This window comes from Streptomyces sp. SID14515 (genome assembly GCF_010548505.1).
GTDB classification, from domain to species: domain Bacteria; phylum Actinomycetota; class Actinomycetes; order Streptomycetales; family Streptomycetaceae; genus Streptomyces; species Streptomyces caviscabies.
In genome coordinates this window covers 23,034-38,659 of sequence record NZ_JAAGMH010000005.1, presented here as the reverse complement: position 1 = coordinate 38,659, position 15,626 = coordinate 23,034, and the positions used below count along the sequence as shown (strand labels likewise).

The 15,626-nt window shown below is 71.5% G+C and carries 14 protein-coding genes; 13 read left to right on the top strand and 1 reads right to left on the bottom strand.

Going from position 1 to position 15,626, the window contains the following annotated elements; translation table 11 throughout:
• The first annotated feature begins 62 nt into the window (after window positions 1-62).
• From aroC to nusB, 7 genes are all read left to right on the top strand, one after another.
• The gene (gene aroC / locus G3I54_RS01060; protein WP_164610116.1) at window positions 63-1,247 is read left to right on the top strand and encodes a chorismate synthase; all 1,185 of its coding nucleotides are present in this window, start codon (window positions 63-65) and stop codon (window positions 1,245-1,247) included.
• The gene (gene aroB, locus G3I54_RS01055) at window positions 1,244-2,881 is read left to right on the top strand and encodes a 3-dehydroquinate synthase (RefSeq protein ID WP_164610113.1); all 1,638 of its coding nucleotides are present in this window, start codon (window positions 1,244-1,246) and stop codon (window positions 2,879-2,881) included. Before aroC ends, aroB begins: the two co-directional genes overlap by 4 nt.
• On the top strand, window positions 2,878-3,318 hold the full coding sequence (gene aroQ / locus G3I54_RS01050) for a type II 3-dehydroquinate dehydratase (RefSeq protein WP_003970353.1): 441 nt from the start codon (window positions 2,878-2,880) through the stop codon (window positions 3,316-3,318). Before aroB ends, aroQ begins: the two co-directional genes overlap by 4 nt.
• A 146-nt stretch (window positions 3,319-3,464) precedes the next feature.
• Window positions 3,465-4,391, top strand: coding sequence for a Pro-rich N-terminal domain-containing protein (locus G3I54_RS01045; RefSeq protein ID WP_164610111.1), 927 nt, complete (start codon window positions 3,465-3,467; stop codon window positions 4,389-4,391).
• Window positions 4,392-4,541: 150 nt separating this feature from the next.
• The gene (locus G3I54_RS01040; protein ID WP_164610109.1) at window positions 4,542-5,648 is read left to right on the top strand and encodes a M24 family metallopeptidase; all 1,107 of its coding nucleotides are present in this window, start codon (window positions 4,542-4,544) and stop codon (window positions 5,646-5,648) included.
• Window positions 5,649-5,698: 50 nt separating this feature from the next.
• Window positions 5,699-6,265: an elongation factor P gene (gene efp / locus G3I54_RS01035; protein ID WP_018515205.1), complete on the top strand. Its 567-nt coding sequence runs from the start codon at window positions 5,699-5,701 to the stop codon at window positions 6,263-6,265.
• A 2-nt stretch (window positions 6,266-6,267) separates the two neighbouring features.
• Window positions 6,268-6,699: a transcription antitermination factor NusB gene (nusB, locus tag G3I54_RS01030; RefSeq protein ID WP_164610107.1), complete on the top strand. Its 432-nt coding sequence runs from the start codon at window positions 6,268-6,270 to the stop codon at window positions 6,697-6,699.
• Between the two features lie 177 nt (window positions 6,700-6,876).
• Here nusB and bldD read toward each other — a convergent pair whose 3' ends face one another.
• The gene (bldD, locus tag G3I54_RS01025; protein WP_014157378.1) at window positions 6,877-7,377 is read right to left on the bottom strand and encodes a transcriptional regulator BldD; all 501 of its coding nucleotides are present in this window, start codon (window positions 7,375-7,377) and stop codon (window positions 6,877-6,879) included.
• Window positions 7,378-7,599: 222 nt separating this feature from the next.
• On the opposite strand from bldD, the gene pyrR reads away from it, so the two are divergent.
• From pyrR to carB, 6 genes are all read left to right on the top strand, one after another.
• On the top strand, window positions 7,600-8,184 hold the full coding sequence (pyrR, locus tag G3I54_RS01020; RefSeq protein ID WP_069737333.1) for a bifunctional pyr operon transcriptional regulator/uracil phosphoribosyltransferase PyrR: 585 nt from the start codon (window positions 7,600-7,602) through the stop codon (window positions 8,182-8,184).
• A gap of 95 nt (window positions 8,185-8,279) precedes the next feature.
• On the top strand, window positions 8,280-9,272 hold the full coding sequence (locus G3I54_RS01015) for an aspartate carbamoyltransferase catalytic subunit (protein WP_164610105.1): 993 nt from the start codon (window positions 8,280-8,282) through the stop codon (window positions 9,270-9,272).
• Entirely contained in the window at window positions 9,269-10,555 is a 1,287-nt protein-coding gene (locus tag G3I54_RS01010) for a dihydroorotase (RefSeq protein WP_164610103.1), read from the top strand. Before G3I54_RS01015 ends, G3I54_RS01010 begins: the two co-directional genes overlap by 4 nt.
• Window positions 10,552-11,151, top strand: coding sequence for a hypothetical protein (locus G3I54_RS01005; protein WP_164610101.1), 600 nt, complete (start codon window positions 10,552-10,554; stop codon window positions 11,149-11,151). The genes G3I54_RS01010 and G3I54_RS01005 overlap by 4 nt, the downstream gene beginning before the upstream one ends.
• A complete protein-coding gene (gene carA / locus G3I54_RS01000) occupies window positions 11,148-12,287 on the top strand; it encodes a glutamine-hydrolyzing carbamoyl-phosphate synthase small subunit (protein ID WP_164610099.1) in 1,140 nt (379 codons plus the stop codon). Before G3I54_RS01005 ends, carA begins: the two co-directional genes overlap by 4 nt.
• Window positions 12,280-15,588 carry a carbamoyl-phosphate synthase large subunit gene (gene carB / locus G3I54_RS00995; RefSeq protein ID WP_164610097.1) on the top strand — a complete coding sequence of 1,103 codons (3,309 nt, stop codon included), beginning with the start codon at window positions 12,280-12,282 and terminating at the stop codon, window positions 15,586-15,588. The genes carA and carB overlap by 8 nt, the downstream gene beginning before the upstream one ends.
• Window positions 15,589-15,626: the final 38 nt, after the last annotated feature.

Below are 15,626 nucleotides of genomic sequence, written 5' to 3'. Positions count from 1 at the left end.
CGGGCCAGGGCCGCGCACCCGGTGGCGCCGTTGGATTTCAGGCGCGAGCATGAGGAGCACCGTTGAGCAGGTTGCGCTGGCTGACCGCAGGCGAGTCGCACGGCCCCGCACTGGTGGCGACGCTGGAGGGGCTTCCCGCCGGTGTCCCGATCACCACGGAGATGGTGGCGGAGGCGCTGGCCCGGCGACGGCTCGGTTACGGCCGCGGTGCGCGGATGAAGTTCGAGAAGGACGAGGTCACCTTCCTCGGCGGCGTACGCCACGGCCTCACCATGGGCTCCCCGGTCGCCGTCATGGTCGGCAACACCGAGTGGCCCAAGTGGGAGCAGGTCATGTCGGCCGACCCGGTCGATCCCGACGAGCTGGCGAAGCTCGCCCGTAACGCCCCGCTGACCCGGCCGCGCCCCGGCCACGCCGACCTCGCGGGGATGCAGAAGTACGGTTTCGACGAGGCCCGGCCGATCCTGGAGCGCGCCAGCGCCCGGGAGACCGCCGCACGCGTCGCCCTCGGGACCGTCGCCCGCTCCTACCTCAAGGAGACCGCGGGCATCGAGATCGTCAGCCATGTCGTCGAGCTGGCCGCCGCCAAGGCGCCCTACGGCGTCCTCCCGGTCCCCGCCGACGTGGAGAAGCTGGACGCCGACCCGGTCCGCTGCCTGGACGCCGACGCCTCCAAGGCGATGGTGGCCGAGATCGACCAGGCCCACAAGGACGGCGACACCCTCGGCGGCGTCGTCGAGGTGCTGGCGTACGGCGTGCCCGTCGGGCTCGGCTCGCACGTCCACTGGGACCGGCGCCTGGACGCCCGGCTCGCCGCCGCGCTCATGGGCATCCAGGCCATCAAGGGCGTCGAGGTCGGCGACGGCTTCGAGCTGGCCAGGGTCCCCGGCTCGAAGGCGCATGACGAGATCGTCGCCACCGACGAGGGCATCCGGCGCACCTCCGGGCGTTCCGGCGGCACCGAGGGCGGCCTCACCACCGGCGAACTGCTGCGCGTCCGCGCCGCGATGAAGCCCATCGCGACCGTGCCGCGCGCGCTGGCCACCGTGGACGTCACCACCGGCGAGGCCACCAAGGCCCACCACCAGCGCTCCGACGTCTGTGCCGTCCCGGCGGCGGGCATCGTCGCGGAGGCGATGGTCGCCCTGGTGCTGGCCGACGCGGTCGCGGAGAAGTTCGGCGGCGACAGCGTGGCCGAGACCCACCGCAACGTCCAGTCGTACCTCGACCACCTCCAGATCCGATGAGCGGCCCCCTGGTCGTCCTCGTCGGCCCGATGGGCGTCGGCAAGTCCACCGTCGGCGAACTGCTCGCCGCACGACTCGGCACCACCTACCGGGACACCGACGCGGACGTCGTCGCCGAGGCGGGCAAGCCGATCGCGGAGATCTTCTACGACGAGGGCGAGGAGCACTTCCGCGCCCTGGAGCGCCGGGCCGTCGCCGCGGCCCTCACCGGGCACACGGGCGTCCTCTCCCTCGGCGGCGGGGCCGTCCTGGACGGGGCGACCAGGGGGTTGCTGGCAGGCCGGCCGGTCGTCTACCTCTCCATGGACGTGGACGAGGCCGTCCGCCGTGTCGGCCTCGGCGCCGCCCGCCCGCTGCTCGCGGTCAACCCGCGCCGGCAGTGGCGCGAGCTGATGGACGCCCGCCGCCACCTCTACGAAGAGGTCGCCCGTACCGTCGTCGCCACCGACGAACACACCCCCGAAGAGGTCGCCCAGGCGATCATCGACGCACTGGAACTGCCGGAGGGCCAAGCCGCCCCCGGCGTGGAGAACACCGGTATGACGCAGCAGGGCCCCACCCGTATCCAGGTCGCAGGCTCCGCGGGCTCCGACCCGTACGAGGTCCTCGTCGGCCACCAGCTCCTCGGTGAGCTGCCCCAGCTGATCGGCGACCGCGCCCGGAGGGTCGCCGTGCTGCACCCCGAGGCGCTCGCCGAGACCGGTGAGGCGGTCCGCCAGGACCTCGCCGACCAGGGGTACGAGGCCATCGCCGTCCAGCTGCCGAACGCGGAGGAGGCCAAGACCGTCGAGGTCGCCGCCTACTGCTGGAAGGCGCTCGGCCAGACCGGCTTCACCCGCACCGACGTCATCGTCGGCATCGGCGGCGGCGCCACCACGGACGTCGCCGGGTTCGTCGCGGCCAGCTGGCTGCGCGGGGTCCGCTGGATCGCGATCCCGACCACCGTGCTCGGCATGGTCGACGCGGCCGTCGGCGGCAAGACCGGCATCAACACCGCCGAGGGCAAGAATCTGGTGGGCGCCTTCCACCCGCCCGCCGGGGTTCTCTGCGACCTCGCCGCGCTGGACTCGCTGCCGGTCAACGACTACGTCTCCGGCATGGCCGAGATCATCAAGGCCGGCTTCATCGCCGACCCGGTCATCCTCGACCTGGTCGAGGCCGACCCCGAGGGCGCGCGCACCCCGGCCGGTCCGCACACCGCCGAGCTGATCGAGCGCTCCATCCGGGTCAAGGCCGAGGTCGTCTCCAGCGACCTCAAGGAGTCCGGACTCCGCGAGATCCTCAACTACGGCCACACCCTCGCCCACGCCATCGAGAAGAACGAGCGCTACAAGTGGCGCCACGGCGCGGCCGTCTCCATCGGCATGGTCTTCGCCGCCGAGCTGGGCCGGCTCGCCGGCCGCCTCGACGACGCCACCGCCGACCGGCACCGCAGCGTCCTGGAGTCGGTGGGCCTGCCGCTCGCCTACCGCGGCGACCAGTGGCCCAAGCTGCTGGAGAACATGAAGGTCGACAAGAAGTCCCGCGGCGACCTGCTGCGCTTCATCGTCCTGGACGGCATCGGCAAGCCCACCGTCCTGGAGGGCCCCGACCCGGCCGTGCTGCTCGCCGCCTACGGGGAGGTCTCCGCGTGACCCGCAGGGTCCTCGTCCTGAACGGCCCCAACCTCGGCCGGCTCGGCTCGCGCGAGCCCGACGTCTACGGGGCCACCTCCTACGCCGGACTCGTCGAGACCTGTACCGCACTCGGCAAGGAGCTCGGCTTCGACGTCGAGGTGCGCGAGACCAACGACGAGGGCGAGCTGATCCGCTGGCTCCACGAGGCGGCGGACGGATCAATTCCGGTCGTTCTCAACCCAGGCGCCTTCACGCACTACTCGTACGGGATGCGGGACGCGGCGGCCCAGCGCACCGCCCCGCTGATCGAGGTGCACATCTCCAACCCGTACACCCGCGAGGAGTTCCGGCACACGTCCGTGGTCGCCGCGGTGGCCACGGGTACGGTGGCCGGGTTCGGCATCGGCTCCTACCGGCTCGCCCTGCGCGCCCTGGCCGACGAACTGACGGACTGACCGACACCTTCGCGATTCCCGTCGGCCCTCAGGGCGGCCGGCGGGCACTTCGCACCCTCCTGGGCCGTTCACCCGAGGGCGGCCCGGGAAGGTACGGTAGCCGTCCCATCAGCGTCAGTTGCGGTTACGAGACGGAGTGGCACCGGATGCAGCACGCAGTGGGGGCCCCGCTGCCGCCGCCCCACGGACCCGGTATCGGGCACGTCGGACGGCCGTACCAGGCCCAGCACCCCGGCCGGCCCCCGATACCCCCGCCGCCCCCGGCCCCCGGCCAAGGCCCGCCGCCTCCCGCGCCCGGCCAGGCCCCGCCTCTCCAGGGTCCCGGCCAGACGCCGCCTGCGGCTCCGGGCCAGGCGCCGCCTCCGCAGGCTCCCGGCCAGGCCCCGCAGCACGGCTGGAGCGGCACCGGCCCCACGCCCCCCGCCATGGAGGCCGTCGGGCACACCGGGCATGTCCAGCTGCCCCCGGGCGGCCCCGTACCGCTGCCCGCGCTCCCCGCCGAGCCCGGCACCGGCGGCGCGACGCTCGCCGTGCTGCTCATCGGCCCGGCCGGGGCGGGCAAGACCACCGTCGCCAAGCTCTGGGCGGCCCGCCGCCGGGTGCCCACCGCGCATGTCTCCCTCGACGACGTCCGCGAGTGGGTCTGCTCCGGCTTCGCCGACCCACAGGCCGGCTGGAACGACCACTCCGAGGCCCAGTACCGCCTGGCCCGCCGCACCTGCGGCTTCGCCGCCCGTAACTTCCTCGCCAACGGCATCTCCTGCATCCTCGACGACGCCGTCTTCCCCGACCGCCCGGTCGTCGGCCTCGGCGGCTGGAAACGCCATGTGGGCCCCGGCCTGCTGCCCGTGGTCCTGCTGCCCGGCCTGGAGATCGTCCTGGAGCGCAACGCCGCCCGCAGCGGCAACCGCAGGCTCTCCGACGAGGAGGTCGCCCGCATCCACGGCCGGATGGCCGGCTGGTACGGCTCCGGCCTCCCGATCATCGACAACTCCACGTACGACGTCGAGACCACCGCCCGCGTCCTGGACGACGTGCTGGCCCGCTCCATCGCGAGCCCGCCCGCCTGGTAGCCGTCCGGAGCCGGTAGCCGCCGGGGCGGGCAGGAGACCGCCCCGTGCCAGTCGCGGGACCGGCCTGTGGCCGTCGCGCTCCGGCGTCCCGGCCCCCCGGTCGGGTGCGCTGGCCGGGCGGGCCTCCGCCCCCGCTCGTACGCTCGAACCATGTCAGAGGTGCACGCCGTCCGACGCGGGCTGCTCCGCGACCGGTGCGCCGCCGCGGGCTCCGCGGCCGCCCTGGTCTCCCGCCCCGCCAACGTCCGCTATCTCGCGGGCGGAGCGCCCCCCGGCGCCGTGCTGCTGCTCGGCCCCGGCGAGGACGTTCTGCTCTGCCCGCGCGCCCCGACCGGTGAGTCCGCCCACGGGCGGCCCGACGAGGCGCTCCGGATCGACCTTCTGCCCGCCCCGGACGGGGACCCGGTGGTCGCCGCCGCGGGCCTCGCCGCCGCGTCCGGCGCGGGTTCGCTCGCCGTCGAGGAGCACGATCTGACCGTGGCCCGGCACCGCGCCATGGGGAAGGCCGCCCCGCGCCTGGACCTGGCCGATCTGGGCTTCACCGTGGAGCAGCAGCGGATCGTCAAGGACGAGGAGGAGATCGGCTGCCTCCGGATCGCCGCCGAGATCACCGACCAGGCCCTCGGCGAACTCCTCGAATCGATCCTGGTCGGCCGCACCGAGCGGCATCTCGCCCTCGAACTGGAGCGCCGCCTGGTCGACCACGGGGCGGACGGCCCCGCCTTCGCCACCTCCGTGGCCACCGGCCCCAACTCCGGCCAGGGCCGCCACCGGCCCTCCGACCGCAGGGTGGAGGAGGGGGATTTCCTCTCCGTCCGCCTGGGCGCGAGCTACCACGGCTACCGCTGCGAGATCGGCCGGACCTTCGTCATCGGCACCGCGCCCGCCGAGTGGCAGATCGAGCTCTACGACCTCGTTTTCGCCGCTCAGCGGGCCGGCCGGGAAGCCCTGGCGCCCGGGGCCGCCTACCGGGACGTGGACCGCGCCGCCCGGCACCTGCTGGAGTCCGCGGGGCACGGAGAGGGCCTTCAGCCGAGGACCGGGCACGGTGTGGGGCTCGAAATCGAGGAGGACCCGCAACTGGCACCGACAGCCATGGGTAAACTGGACGCTTGTGTGCCGGTCACCGTCGAACCGGGGGTCCACCTCCCGGGCCGGGGCGGTGTCCGGATCGATGACACGCTCGTCGTGCGCCCCGAGGCGGACGGCGGACCCGAGCTACTCACCATGACGACCAAGGAGCTGCTCGCGCTCTAGCGCGCATCCTCGGTCGTTCCACCAGCTTCAGTCCAGGAGATTCCGCAACCGTGGCTTCCACGAACGACCTCAAGAACGGCCTGGTGCTCAAGCTCGACGGAGGCCAGCTCTGGTCCGTCGTCGAGTTCCAGCACGTCAAGCCCGGCAAGGGCCCCGCCTTCGTGCGCACCAAGCTCAAGAACGTGCTCTCCGGCAAGGTCGTCGACAAGACGTTCAACGCCGGCGTGAAGGTCGATACGGCCACCATTGACCGCCGTGACATGCAGTTCTCGTACATGGACGGCGAGTACTTCGTCTTCATGGACATGGACACGTACGACCAGCTCATGGTCGACCGCAAGGCCGTCGGCGACGCCGCCAACTTCCTGATCGAGGGCTTCACCGCCTCCGTCGCCCAGCACGAGGGCGAGGTGCTCTACGTCGAGCTGCCCGCCGCCGTCGAGCTGACGATCCAGCACACCGACCCGGGCGTGCAGGGCGACCGCTCCACCGGCGGCACCAAGCCCGCCACCCTGGAGACCGGTTACGAGATCGGCGTGCCGCTCTTCATCAGCACCGGCGAGAAGATCAAGGTCGACACCCGCTCGGGCGACTACCTCGGCCGGGTGAACAGCTAACCGTGGCTGCCCGGAACAAGGCCCGCAAGCGCGCCTTCCAGATCCTCTTCGAGGCCGACCAGCGCGGTGAGTCCGTGCAGAGCGTCCTCGCGGACTGGGTTCGGCACTCGCGGACCGACGACCGTCAGCCGCCGGTCGGCGAATTCACGATGGAGCTCGTCGAGGGGTACGCGCAGTACGCGGACCGGATCGACGACCTCATCGTCACCTACGCCGTGGACTGGGAGATCGACCGCATGCCGGTCGTCGACCGGAGCATCCTGCGGCTCGGTGCGTACGAGCTGATCTGGATGGACGAGACCCCGGACGCCGTGGTGATCGACGAGGCCGTCCAGCTCGCCAAGGAGTTCTCCACCGATGACTCCCCGTCCTTCGTGAACGGCATGCTGGCCCGTTTCAAGGACCTCAAGCCGAACCTCCGCCGGGAGCAGTAGCCCCCGGCCGCGGCGGTTCGGTCGCACACACCACGAAGGGCCCACGGTCAGCCGACCGTGGGCCCTTCGGTGTACGCGGGCGAGAACGTGGGGCACACGAACGCCGGGCGGGCGGGAACCCGAAGGTCCCCGCCCGCCCGGCGGCACGTTTCTGCTGTGGGGTCCGGCCCCGCTCGCTCAGCCCTCGTCGTGGGCGACCGCGCGGCGCGCGTCCGCGTCCAGCACGCCCCAGCTGATGAGCTGCTCCGTGAGCACGGAAGGCGACTGGTCGTAGATCACGGCGAGCGTGCGCAGGTCGTCCTGGCGGATCGAGAGCACCTTGCCGTTGTAGTCACCGCGCTGGCTCTGGATGGTCGCCGCGTAGCGCTGCAGCGGACCGGCCTTCTCCGGCGGGACGTGGGCGAGGCGCTCCAGGTCCAGGACGAGCTTCGGCGGCGGCTCGGCGGCTCCGCCCGGCGTCGTACCGGGCAGCAGCTCCTGCACCGGGACCCCGTAGAAATCCGCCAGCTCGGCGAGGCGCTGCACGGTCACGGCACGGTCGCCGCGCTCGTACGAACCGACCACGACGGCCTTCCAGCGACCCTGGGACTTCTCCTCCACGCCGTGGAGGGAAAGGCCCTGCTGGGTGCGGATGGCACGGAGTTTGGCCCCGAGCTGTTTTGCGTATTCGCTGGACATATGGCTCCCCGGACGCTGGAACAGTGTGCGGCTCCGCCGCGTGGCTGGTAACTCACTGTGAGGTTACGCAGCGTTACTTGGATGCGTCAAGCCGAATGGTCCGGACCGGCACCTCCCGGGGGCGGGGTCAGGGCCGAGCACAAGCCCTGGTAGCGTGGATGACGCAATTTCGACGTCCTTTAACGATCCGTCCCGTGAGGCGGAGAAGGAGGTCCGTTTCTTATGGACGCACAGCACGACGACACCGGCAACGCGGCGCGCCCCGTTCTCGAGGCCCCCGACATCGCCCGTGTTCTGACCCGTATCGCCCACGAGATCGTCGAACGCGCCAAGGGCGCCGACGACGTGGTGCTGCTCGGCATCCCGACGCGGGGCGTCTTCCTCGCCCGTCGGCTCGCCGACAAACTCGAACAGATCACCGGCCGGAAGACGCCGGTCGGATCGCTCGACATCACGATGTACCGCGACGACCTGCGGCTGCGCCCGGCGCGCGCCCTGGCCCGCACCGACATCCCCGGCGAGGGGATCGAGGGCAGCCTGGTCGTCCTGGTCGACGACGTGCTCTTCTCCGGCCGCACGATCCGCGCCGCCCTCGACGCGCTCGGCGACATCGGCCGCCCGCGCGCGGTGCAGCTCGCCGTCCTCGTCGACCGCGGCCACCGGGAACTCCCGATCCGCGCGGACTACGTCGGCAAGAACCTCCCCACGTCGCTGCGGGAGACGGTCAAGGTCCAGCTCGCCGAGGAGGACGGCCGCGACGCCGTGCTGCTCGGCGTCAAGCAGGCCGCCCCCGCGGACGCGCAGTAGCCCGAGCCCTCCCGTACGCCCTTGTGGGGGCGTACGGCGCCCTTCTGCGCGCCCGCATGCCTGAAACTCCCTCCAGCCACCCGGAGAACCCCCAGATGAAGCGTCACCTCATCTCGGCCGCCGACCTCACCCGCGACGACGCCGTCCTGATCCTCGACACCGCCGAGGAGATGGCCCGGGTCGCGGACCGGCCGATCAAGAAGCTCCCCACCCTGCGCGGCCGTACCGTCGTCAACCTCTTCTTCGAGGACTCGACCCGTACCCGCATCTCCTTCGAGGCGGCCGCCAAGCGGCTGTCCGCCGACGTCATCAACTTCTCCGCCAAGGGCTCCTCCGTCTCCAAGGGCGAGTCCCTGAAGGACACCGCGCTGACCCTGGAGGCGATGGGCGCCGACGCCGTCGTCATCCGGCACGGCGCATCCGGCGCCCCCTACCGGCTCGCCACCTCCGGCTGGATCGACGGGGCCGTGGTCAACGCCGGGGACGGCACCCACGAGCACCCCACCCAGGCCCTGCTGGACGCCTTCACGATGCGCCGCCGGCTCGTCGGCGCCGACGCCGGGCTCGGCCGCGACCTGGACGGCCGCCGCATCACGATCGTCGGCGACATCCTGCACAGCCGCGTCGCCCGCTCCAACGTCCACCTGCTGACCACGCTCGGCGCGCACGTCACCCTGGTGGCCCCGCCCACCCTCGTGCCGGTGGGCGTCGAACAGTGGCCCTGCGACGTCAGCTACAGCCTCGACGACGTGCTGGCGAAGTCGGATGCGGTGATGATGCTGCGTGTGCAGCGCGAACGGATGAACGCCGCGTACTTCCCGACCGAGCGCGAATACTCCCGCCGCTACGGCCTGGACGGCGAGCGGATGGCGAAGTTGCCCGAACACGCCATCGTCATGCACCCCGGCCCGATGGTCCGCGGCATGGAGATCACCGCCGAGGTCGCCGACTCCGACCGCTGCACGGTCGTCGAGCAGGTCGCCAACGGCGTCTCCATCCGCATGGCCGTGCTCTACCTGCTGCTCGGCGGCTCCGACACCGCGCTGTCCGCCGCCCCCGCCCGTACCGAGGAGAACAAGCAACCATGAGCAAGATTCTTATCCGCGGTGCGCGGATCCTCGGCGGCGAGCCGCAGGACGTACTGATCGACGGCGAGACCATCGCCGAGGTGGGCACCGGCATCGACGCCGACGGCGCCACCGTGATCGAGGCCGAGGGGCGGATCCTGCTGCCCGGCCTGGTCGACCTGCACACCCATCTGCGCGAGCCCGGCCGCGAGGACTCCGAGACCGTCCTCACCGGCACCAGGGCCGCGGCCGTCGGCGGCTTCACCGCCGTGCACGCCATGGCCAACACCTTCCCCGTCGCCGACACCGCCGGCGTCGTCGAGCAGGTCTGGCGGCTCGGCAAGGAGTCCGGCTACTGCGACGTGCAGCCCATCGGCGCCGTCACCGTCGGCCTGGAGGGCAAGCAGCTCGCCGAGCTCGGCGCGATGCACGACTCCGCCGCCGGGGTGAAGGTCTTCTCCGACGACGGCAAGTGCGTCGACGACGCGGTGATCATGCGCCGCGCCCTGGAGTACGTGAAGGCCTTCGACGGCGTCGTCGCCCAGCACGCCCAGGAGCCCCGCCTCACCGAGGGCGCCCAGATGAACGAGGGCATCGTCTCCGCCGAGCTCGGACTCGGCGGCTGGCCCGCCGTCGCCGAGGAGTCGATCATCGCGCGCGATGTGCTCCTCGCCGCCCACGTCGGCTCCCGCGTCCACATCTGCCACCTCTCCACCGCCGGCTCCGTGGAGATCGTCCGCTGGGCCAAGTCCAAGGGCTGGAACGTCACCGCCGAGGTCACCCCGCACCACCTCCTCCTCACCGACGAGCTGGTCCGCAGCTACAACCCGGTCTACAAGGTGAACCCGCCGCTGCGCACCGAGGCCGACGTCATGGCCCTGCGCGAGGCGCTCGCCGACGGCACGATCGACTGCGTCGCCACCGACCACGCCCCGCACCCGCACGAGGACAAGGACTGCGAGTGGGCCGCGGCCGCCATGGGCATGGTGGGCCTGGAGACCGCGCTCTCGGTCGTCCAGCAGACGATGGTGGACACCGGTCTGATCGACTGGGCGGGCGTCGCCGACCGCATGTCCTTCCGCCCCGCGGCCATCGGCCGCCTCGAAGGACACGGCCGGCCCGTCTCGGCGGGTGAGCCCGCCAACCTCACGCTGGTCGATCCGGCATACCGTGGAGCAGTGGACCCCGCGGGCTTCGCGTCCCGCAGCCGCAACACCCCCTACGAGGGACGTGAGCTGCCGGGCCGTGTCACCCACACCTTCCTGCGGGGCCGTGCCACGGTCGTCGACGGGAAGCTCGCGTGACAACTCTGATCCCCCTGTACCACCTGGCCGCCGAGCAGAAGTCGGCGGAAGTGACGGACTGGGCCGCCCGCATCGCCTGGGTGGTCGGCCTGTTCGTCTTCGTCGCCCTGGTCTACTGGCTGATGCGCCAGGGCTGGAAGTGGCGCGGCAGCCTCCAGTCGGACCTGCCGGAGCTCCCGGCCACCCCTGAGGGCTTCGCCGACGACGAGACGCTGCTGACCCTTCAGGGGCGCTACCACGCCTCCACCACCGCCGGGCACTGGCTCGACCGGATCGTCGCGCACGGCCTCGGCACCCGCAGCCGTACCGAGCTCAGGCTCACCGCACGCGGTCTGGACGTCGTACGCCCCGGAGCGGCCGACTTCTTCATCCCGGCCGCGTCCCTGCGCGAGGCCCGCCTCGACAAGGCGCTCGCGGGCAAGGTCCTGCCCGAGGGCGGCCTGCTGATCGTCACCTGGCAGCACGGGGAGACGATGATCGACTCCGGCTTCCGCTCCGACCGCGCCGCCGAGCACCAGGCCTGGGTCGACGCCGTCAACCAGCTCGCCGGCACCACGGAACTCACCAGCACCACGACGGAAGGCACCGCACGATGACGATCTCCACCCGGGGGACCCACACCCCCGCCGTTCTCGTCCTGGAGGACGGCCGCGCTTTCCGCGGCCGTGCCTACGGGGCCGTGGGGGAGACCTTCGGCGAAGCGGTGTTCTCCACCGGCATGACCGGCTACCAGGAGACGCTGACGGACCCCTCGTACCACCGCCAGGTCGTCGTCATGACGGCCCCGCACGTCGGCAACACCGGCGTCAACGACGAGGACCCCGAGTCCGGCCGCATCTGGGTCTCCGGCTACGTCGTCCGCGACCCCGCCCGCAAGCCCTCCAACTGGCGCTCGCAGCGCTCGCTGGACGAGGAGCTGGCGAAGCAGGGCGTCGTCGGCATCAGCGACGTCGACACCCGCGCCCTCACCCGCCACCTGCGTGAGCGCGGCGCGATGCGCGTCGGGATCTTCTCCGGCAACGCGATCCCCGACGAGGGCACCCTCCTCGCCAAGGTCCGCCAGGCGCCCGAGATGACCGGCGCCGACCTCTCCGCCGAGGTCGCCACCAAGAAGACCTACGTCGTCCCCGCGATCGGCACGAAGAAGTTCACCGTCGCCGCGATCGACCTCGGCATCAAGGGCATGACCCCGCACCGGATGGCCGAGCGCGGCATCGAGGTGCACGTGCTGCCCGCCACCGCCACCCTGGAGGAGGTGTACGCGGTCCAGCCCGACGGCGTCTTCTTCTCCAACGGCCCCGGCGACCCGTCCACCGCCGACCACCCGGTCGCCCTCATGCGCGGCGTCCTGGAGCGCTCCACCCCGCTCTTCGGCATCTGCTTCGGCAACCAGATCCTCGGCCGCGCGCTCGGCTTCGGCACCTACAAGCTGAAGTACGGCCACCGCGGCATCAACCAGCCGGTGCAGGACCGCACCACCGGCAAGGTCGAGGTCACCGCGCACAACCACGGCTTCGCCGTCGACGCCCCGCTGGACCAGGTCTCCGACACGGAGTTCGGCCGCGCCGAGGTCTCCCACGTCTGCCTCAACGACCAGGTGGTCGAGGGCCTCCAGCTGCTGGACCGGCCCGCCTTCAGCGTCCAGTACCACCCCGAGGCCGCCGCGGGCCCGCACGACGCCGCGTACCTCTTCGACCGCTTCGTTTCCCTGATGGAGGGCCAGCGTGCCTAAGCGCTCCGATATCCAGTCCGTCCTGGTCATCGGCTCCGGCCCGATCGTCATCGGCCAGGCCGCCGAGTTCGACTACTCCGGCACCCAGGCCTGCCGCGTACTCAAGGCCGAGGGCCTGCGCGTCATCCTGGTGAACTCCAACCCGGCGACGATCATGACCGACCCGGAGATCGCCGACGCCACCTACGTCGAGCCGATCACCCCCGAGTTCGTCGAGAAGATCATCGCCAAGGAGCGCCCCGACGCGCTCCTGCCCACCCTCGGCGGCCAGACCGCGCTGAACACCGCGATCTCCATGCACGAGAACGGCGTCCTGGAGAAGTACGGCGTCGAGCTCATCGGCGCCAACGTCGAGGCGATCAACAAGGGCGAGGACCGCGACCTCTTCAAGGGCGTCGTCGAGGCCGTCAAGGCGAAGATCGGATACGGCGAGTCCGCCCGCTCCGTCATCTGCCACACGATGGACGACGTCATCGCCGGCGTCGACACCCTCGGCGGCTACCCCGTCGTCGTCCGCCCCTCCTTCACCATGGGCGGCGCCGGCTCCGGCTTCGCCCACGACGAGGAGGAGCTGCGCCGTATCGCCGGACAGGGCCTCACGCTCTCCCCGACCACCGAGGTGCTCCTGGAGGAGTCCATCCTCGGCTGGAAGGAGTACGAGCTGGAGCTGATGCGCGACAAGAACGACAACGTCGTGGTCGTCTGCTCCATCGAGAACTTCGACCCGATGGGCGTCCACACCGGCGACTCGATCACCGTCGCCCCCGCCATGACGCTCACCGACCGCGAGTACCAGCGGCTGCGCGACATCGGCATCGCGATCATCCGCGAGGTCGGCGTCGACACCGGCGGCTGCAACATCCAGTTCGCGATCGACCCCGCCGACGGCCGGGTCATCGTCATCGAGATGAACCCGCGCGTCTCCCGCTCCTCGGCGCTCGCCTCCAAGGCCACCGGCTTCCCGATCGCCAAGATCGCCGCCAAGCTGGCCGTCGGCTACACCCTGGACGAGATCCCCAACGACATCACCGAGAAGACGCCGGCCTCCTTCGAGCCGACCCTCGACTACGTCGTCGTCAAGGCCCCGCGCTTCGCCTTCGAGAAGTTCCCCTCCGCCGACTCCACCCTCACCACCACCATGAAGTCGGTGGGCGAGGCCATGGCGATCGGCCGGAACTTCACCGAGGCCCTCCAGAAGGCCCTGCGCTCGCTGGAGAAGAAGGGCTCGCAGTTCGCCTTCACCGGCGAGCCCGGCGACAAGGCCGAGCTCCTCGCGGAAGCGGTCCGCCCGACCGACGGCCGGATCAACACCGTCATGCAGGCGATCCGCGCCGGAGCCACCCAGGAGGAGGTCTTCGACGCCACGAAGATCGACCCCTGGTTCGTCGACCAGCTCTTCCTGATCAAGGAGATCGCCGACGAGCTGGCCACCGCCGAGCGCCTGGACGCCGACCTGATCGCCGACGCCAAGCGGCACGGCTTCTCCGACGCCCAGATCGGCGAGATCCGCGGCCTGCGCGAGGACGTCGTCCGCGAGGTCCGGCACGCGCTCGGCATCCGCCCGGTCTACAAGACGGTCGACACCTGCGCCGCCGAGTTCGCCGCGAACACGCCGTACTTCTACTCCTCCTACGACGAGGAGAGCGAGGTCGCGAGCCGCACCAAGCCGGCCGTGATCATCCTCGGCTCGGGCCCCAACCGCATCGGCCAGGGCATCGAGTTCGACTACTCCTGTGTGCACGCCTCCTTCGCCCTGAGCGACGCCGGCTACGAGACCGTCATGGTCAACTGCAACCCGGAGACCGTCTCCACCGACTACGACACCTCCGACCGGCTCTACTTCGAGCCGCTCACCCTGGAGGACGTCCTGGAGATCGTGCACGCCGAATCGCTGGCGGGCCCGATCGCCGGAGTCATCGTGCAGCTCGGCGGCCAGACCCCGCTCGGCCTCTCGCAGGCGCTCAAGGACAACGGCGTGCCCGTCGTCGGCACCTCCCCGGAGGCCATCCACGCCGCCGAGGACCGGGGCGCCTTCGGCCGGGTCCTGGCCGAGGCCGGACTGCCCGCGCCCAAGCACGGCACCGCCACCACCTTCGGCGAGGCCAAGGCCATCGCCGACGAGATCGGCTACCCCGTCCTCGTACGGCCGTCCTACGTCCTCGGCGGGCGCGGCATGGAGATCGTGTACGACGAGACGCGCCTGGCCTCGTACATCTCCGAGTCCACCGAGATCAGCCCCACCCGGCCGGTCCTGGTCGACCGCTTCCTCGACGACGCCATCGAGATCGACGTGGACGCCCTCTACGACGGCACCGAGCTGTACCTCGGCGGCGTCATGGAGCACATCGAGGAGGCCGGCATCCACTCCGGCGACTCGGCCTGCGCCCTGCCCCCGATCACCCTCGGCGGCTTCGACATCAAGCGGCTGCGCGCCTCCACCGAGGGCATCGCCAAGGGCGTCGGCGTCCGCGGACTGATCAACATCCAGTTCGCGCTCTCCGGCGACATCCTCTACGTCCTCGAAGCCAACCCGCGCGCCTCCCGCACGGTCCCCTTCACCTCGAAGGCGACCGCCGTCCCGCTCGCCAAGGCCGCCGCCCGCATCTCGCTGGGCGCGACCATCGCCGAGCTGCGCGAGGAGGGCCTGCTGCCGAAGACCGGCGACGGCGGCACCCTGCCGCTGGACGCGCCGATCTCCGTCAAGGAGGCCGTGATGCCGTGGTCGCGCTTCCGCGACATCCACGGCCGGGGCGTCGACACCGTCCTCGGCCCGGAGATGCGCTCCACCGGCGAGGTCATGGGCATCGACTCGGTCTTCGGCACGGCGTACGCCAAGTCGCAGGCCGGCGCCTACGGGCCGCTGCCCACCAAGGGCCGCGCGTTCATCTCGGTCGCCAACCGGGACAAGCGCTCGATGATCTTCCCGGCCCGCGAGCTGGTCGCCCACGGCTTCGAGCTGATGGCCACCTCCGGCACCGCCGAGGTCCTCAAGCGCAACGGCATCAACGCCACCATCGTGCGCAAGCAGTCCGAGGGCGCCGGTCCGAACGGCGAGAAGACCATCGTCCAGCTCATCCACGACGGCGAGGTCGACCTCATCGTCAACACGCCGTACGGCACCGGCGGCAGGCTCGACGGTTACGAGATCCGCACCGCGGCCGTCGCCCGCTCCGTACCGTGCCTGACCACGGTCCAGGCGCTCGCCGCCGCCGTCCAGGGCATCGACGCACTCAACCACGGCGACGTGGGCGTCCGTTCCCTCCAGGAACACGCCGAGCATCTGACAGCGGCGCGCGACTAGCCGCCCGAGAGGGGGACACCGGAAACGGTGTCCCCCTC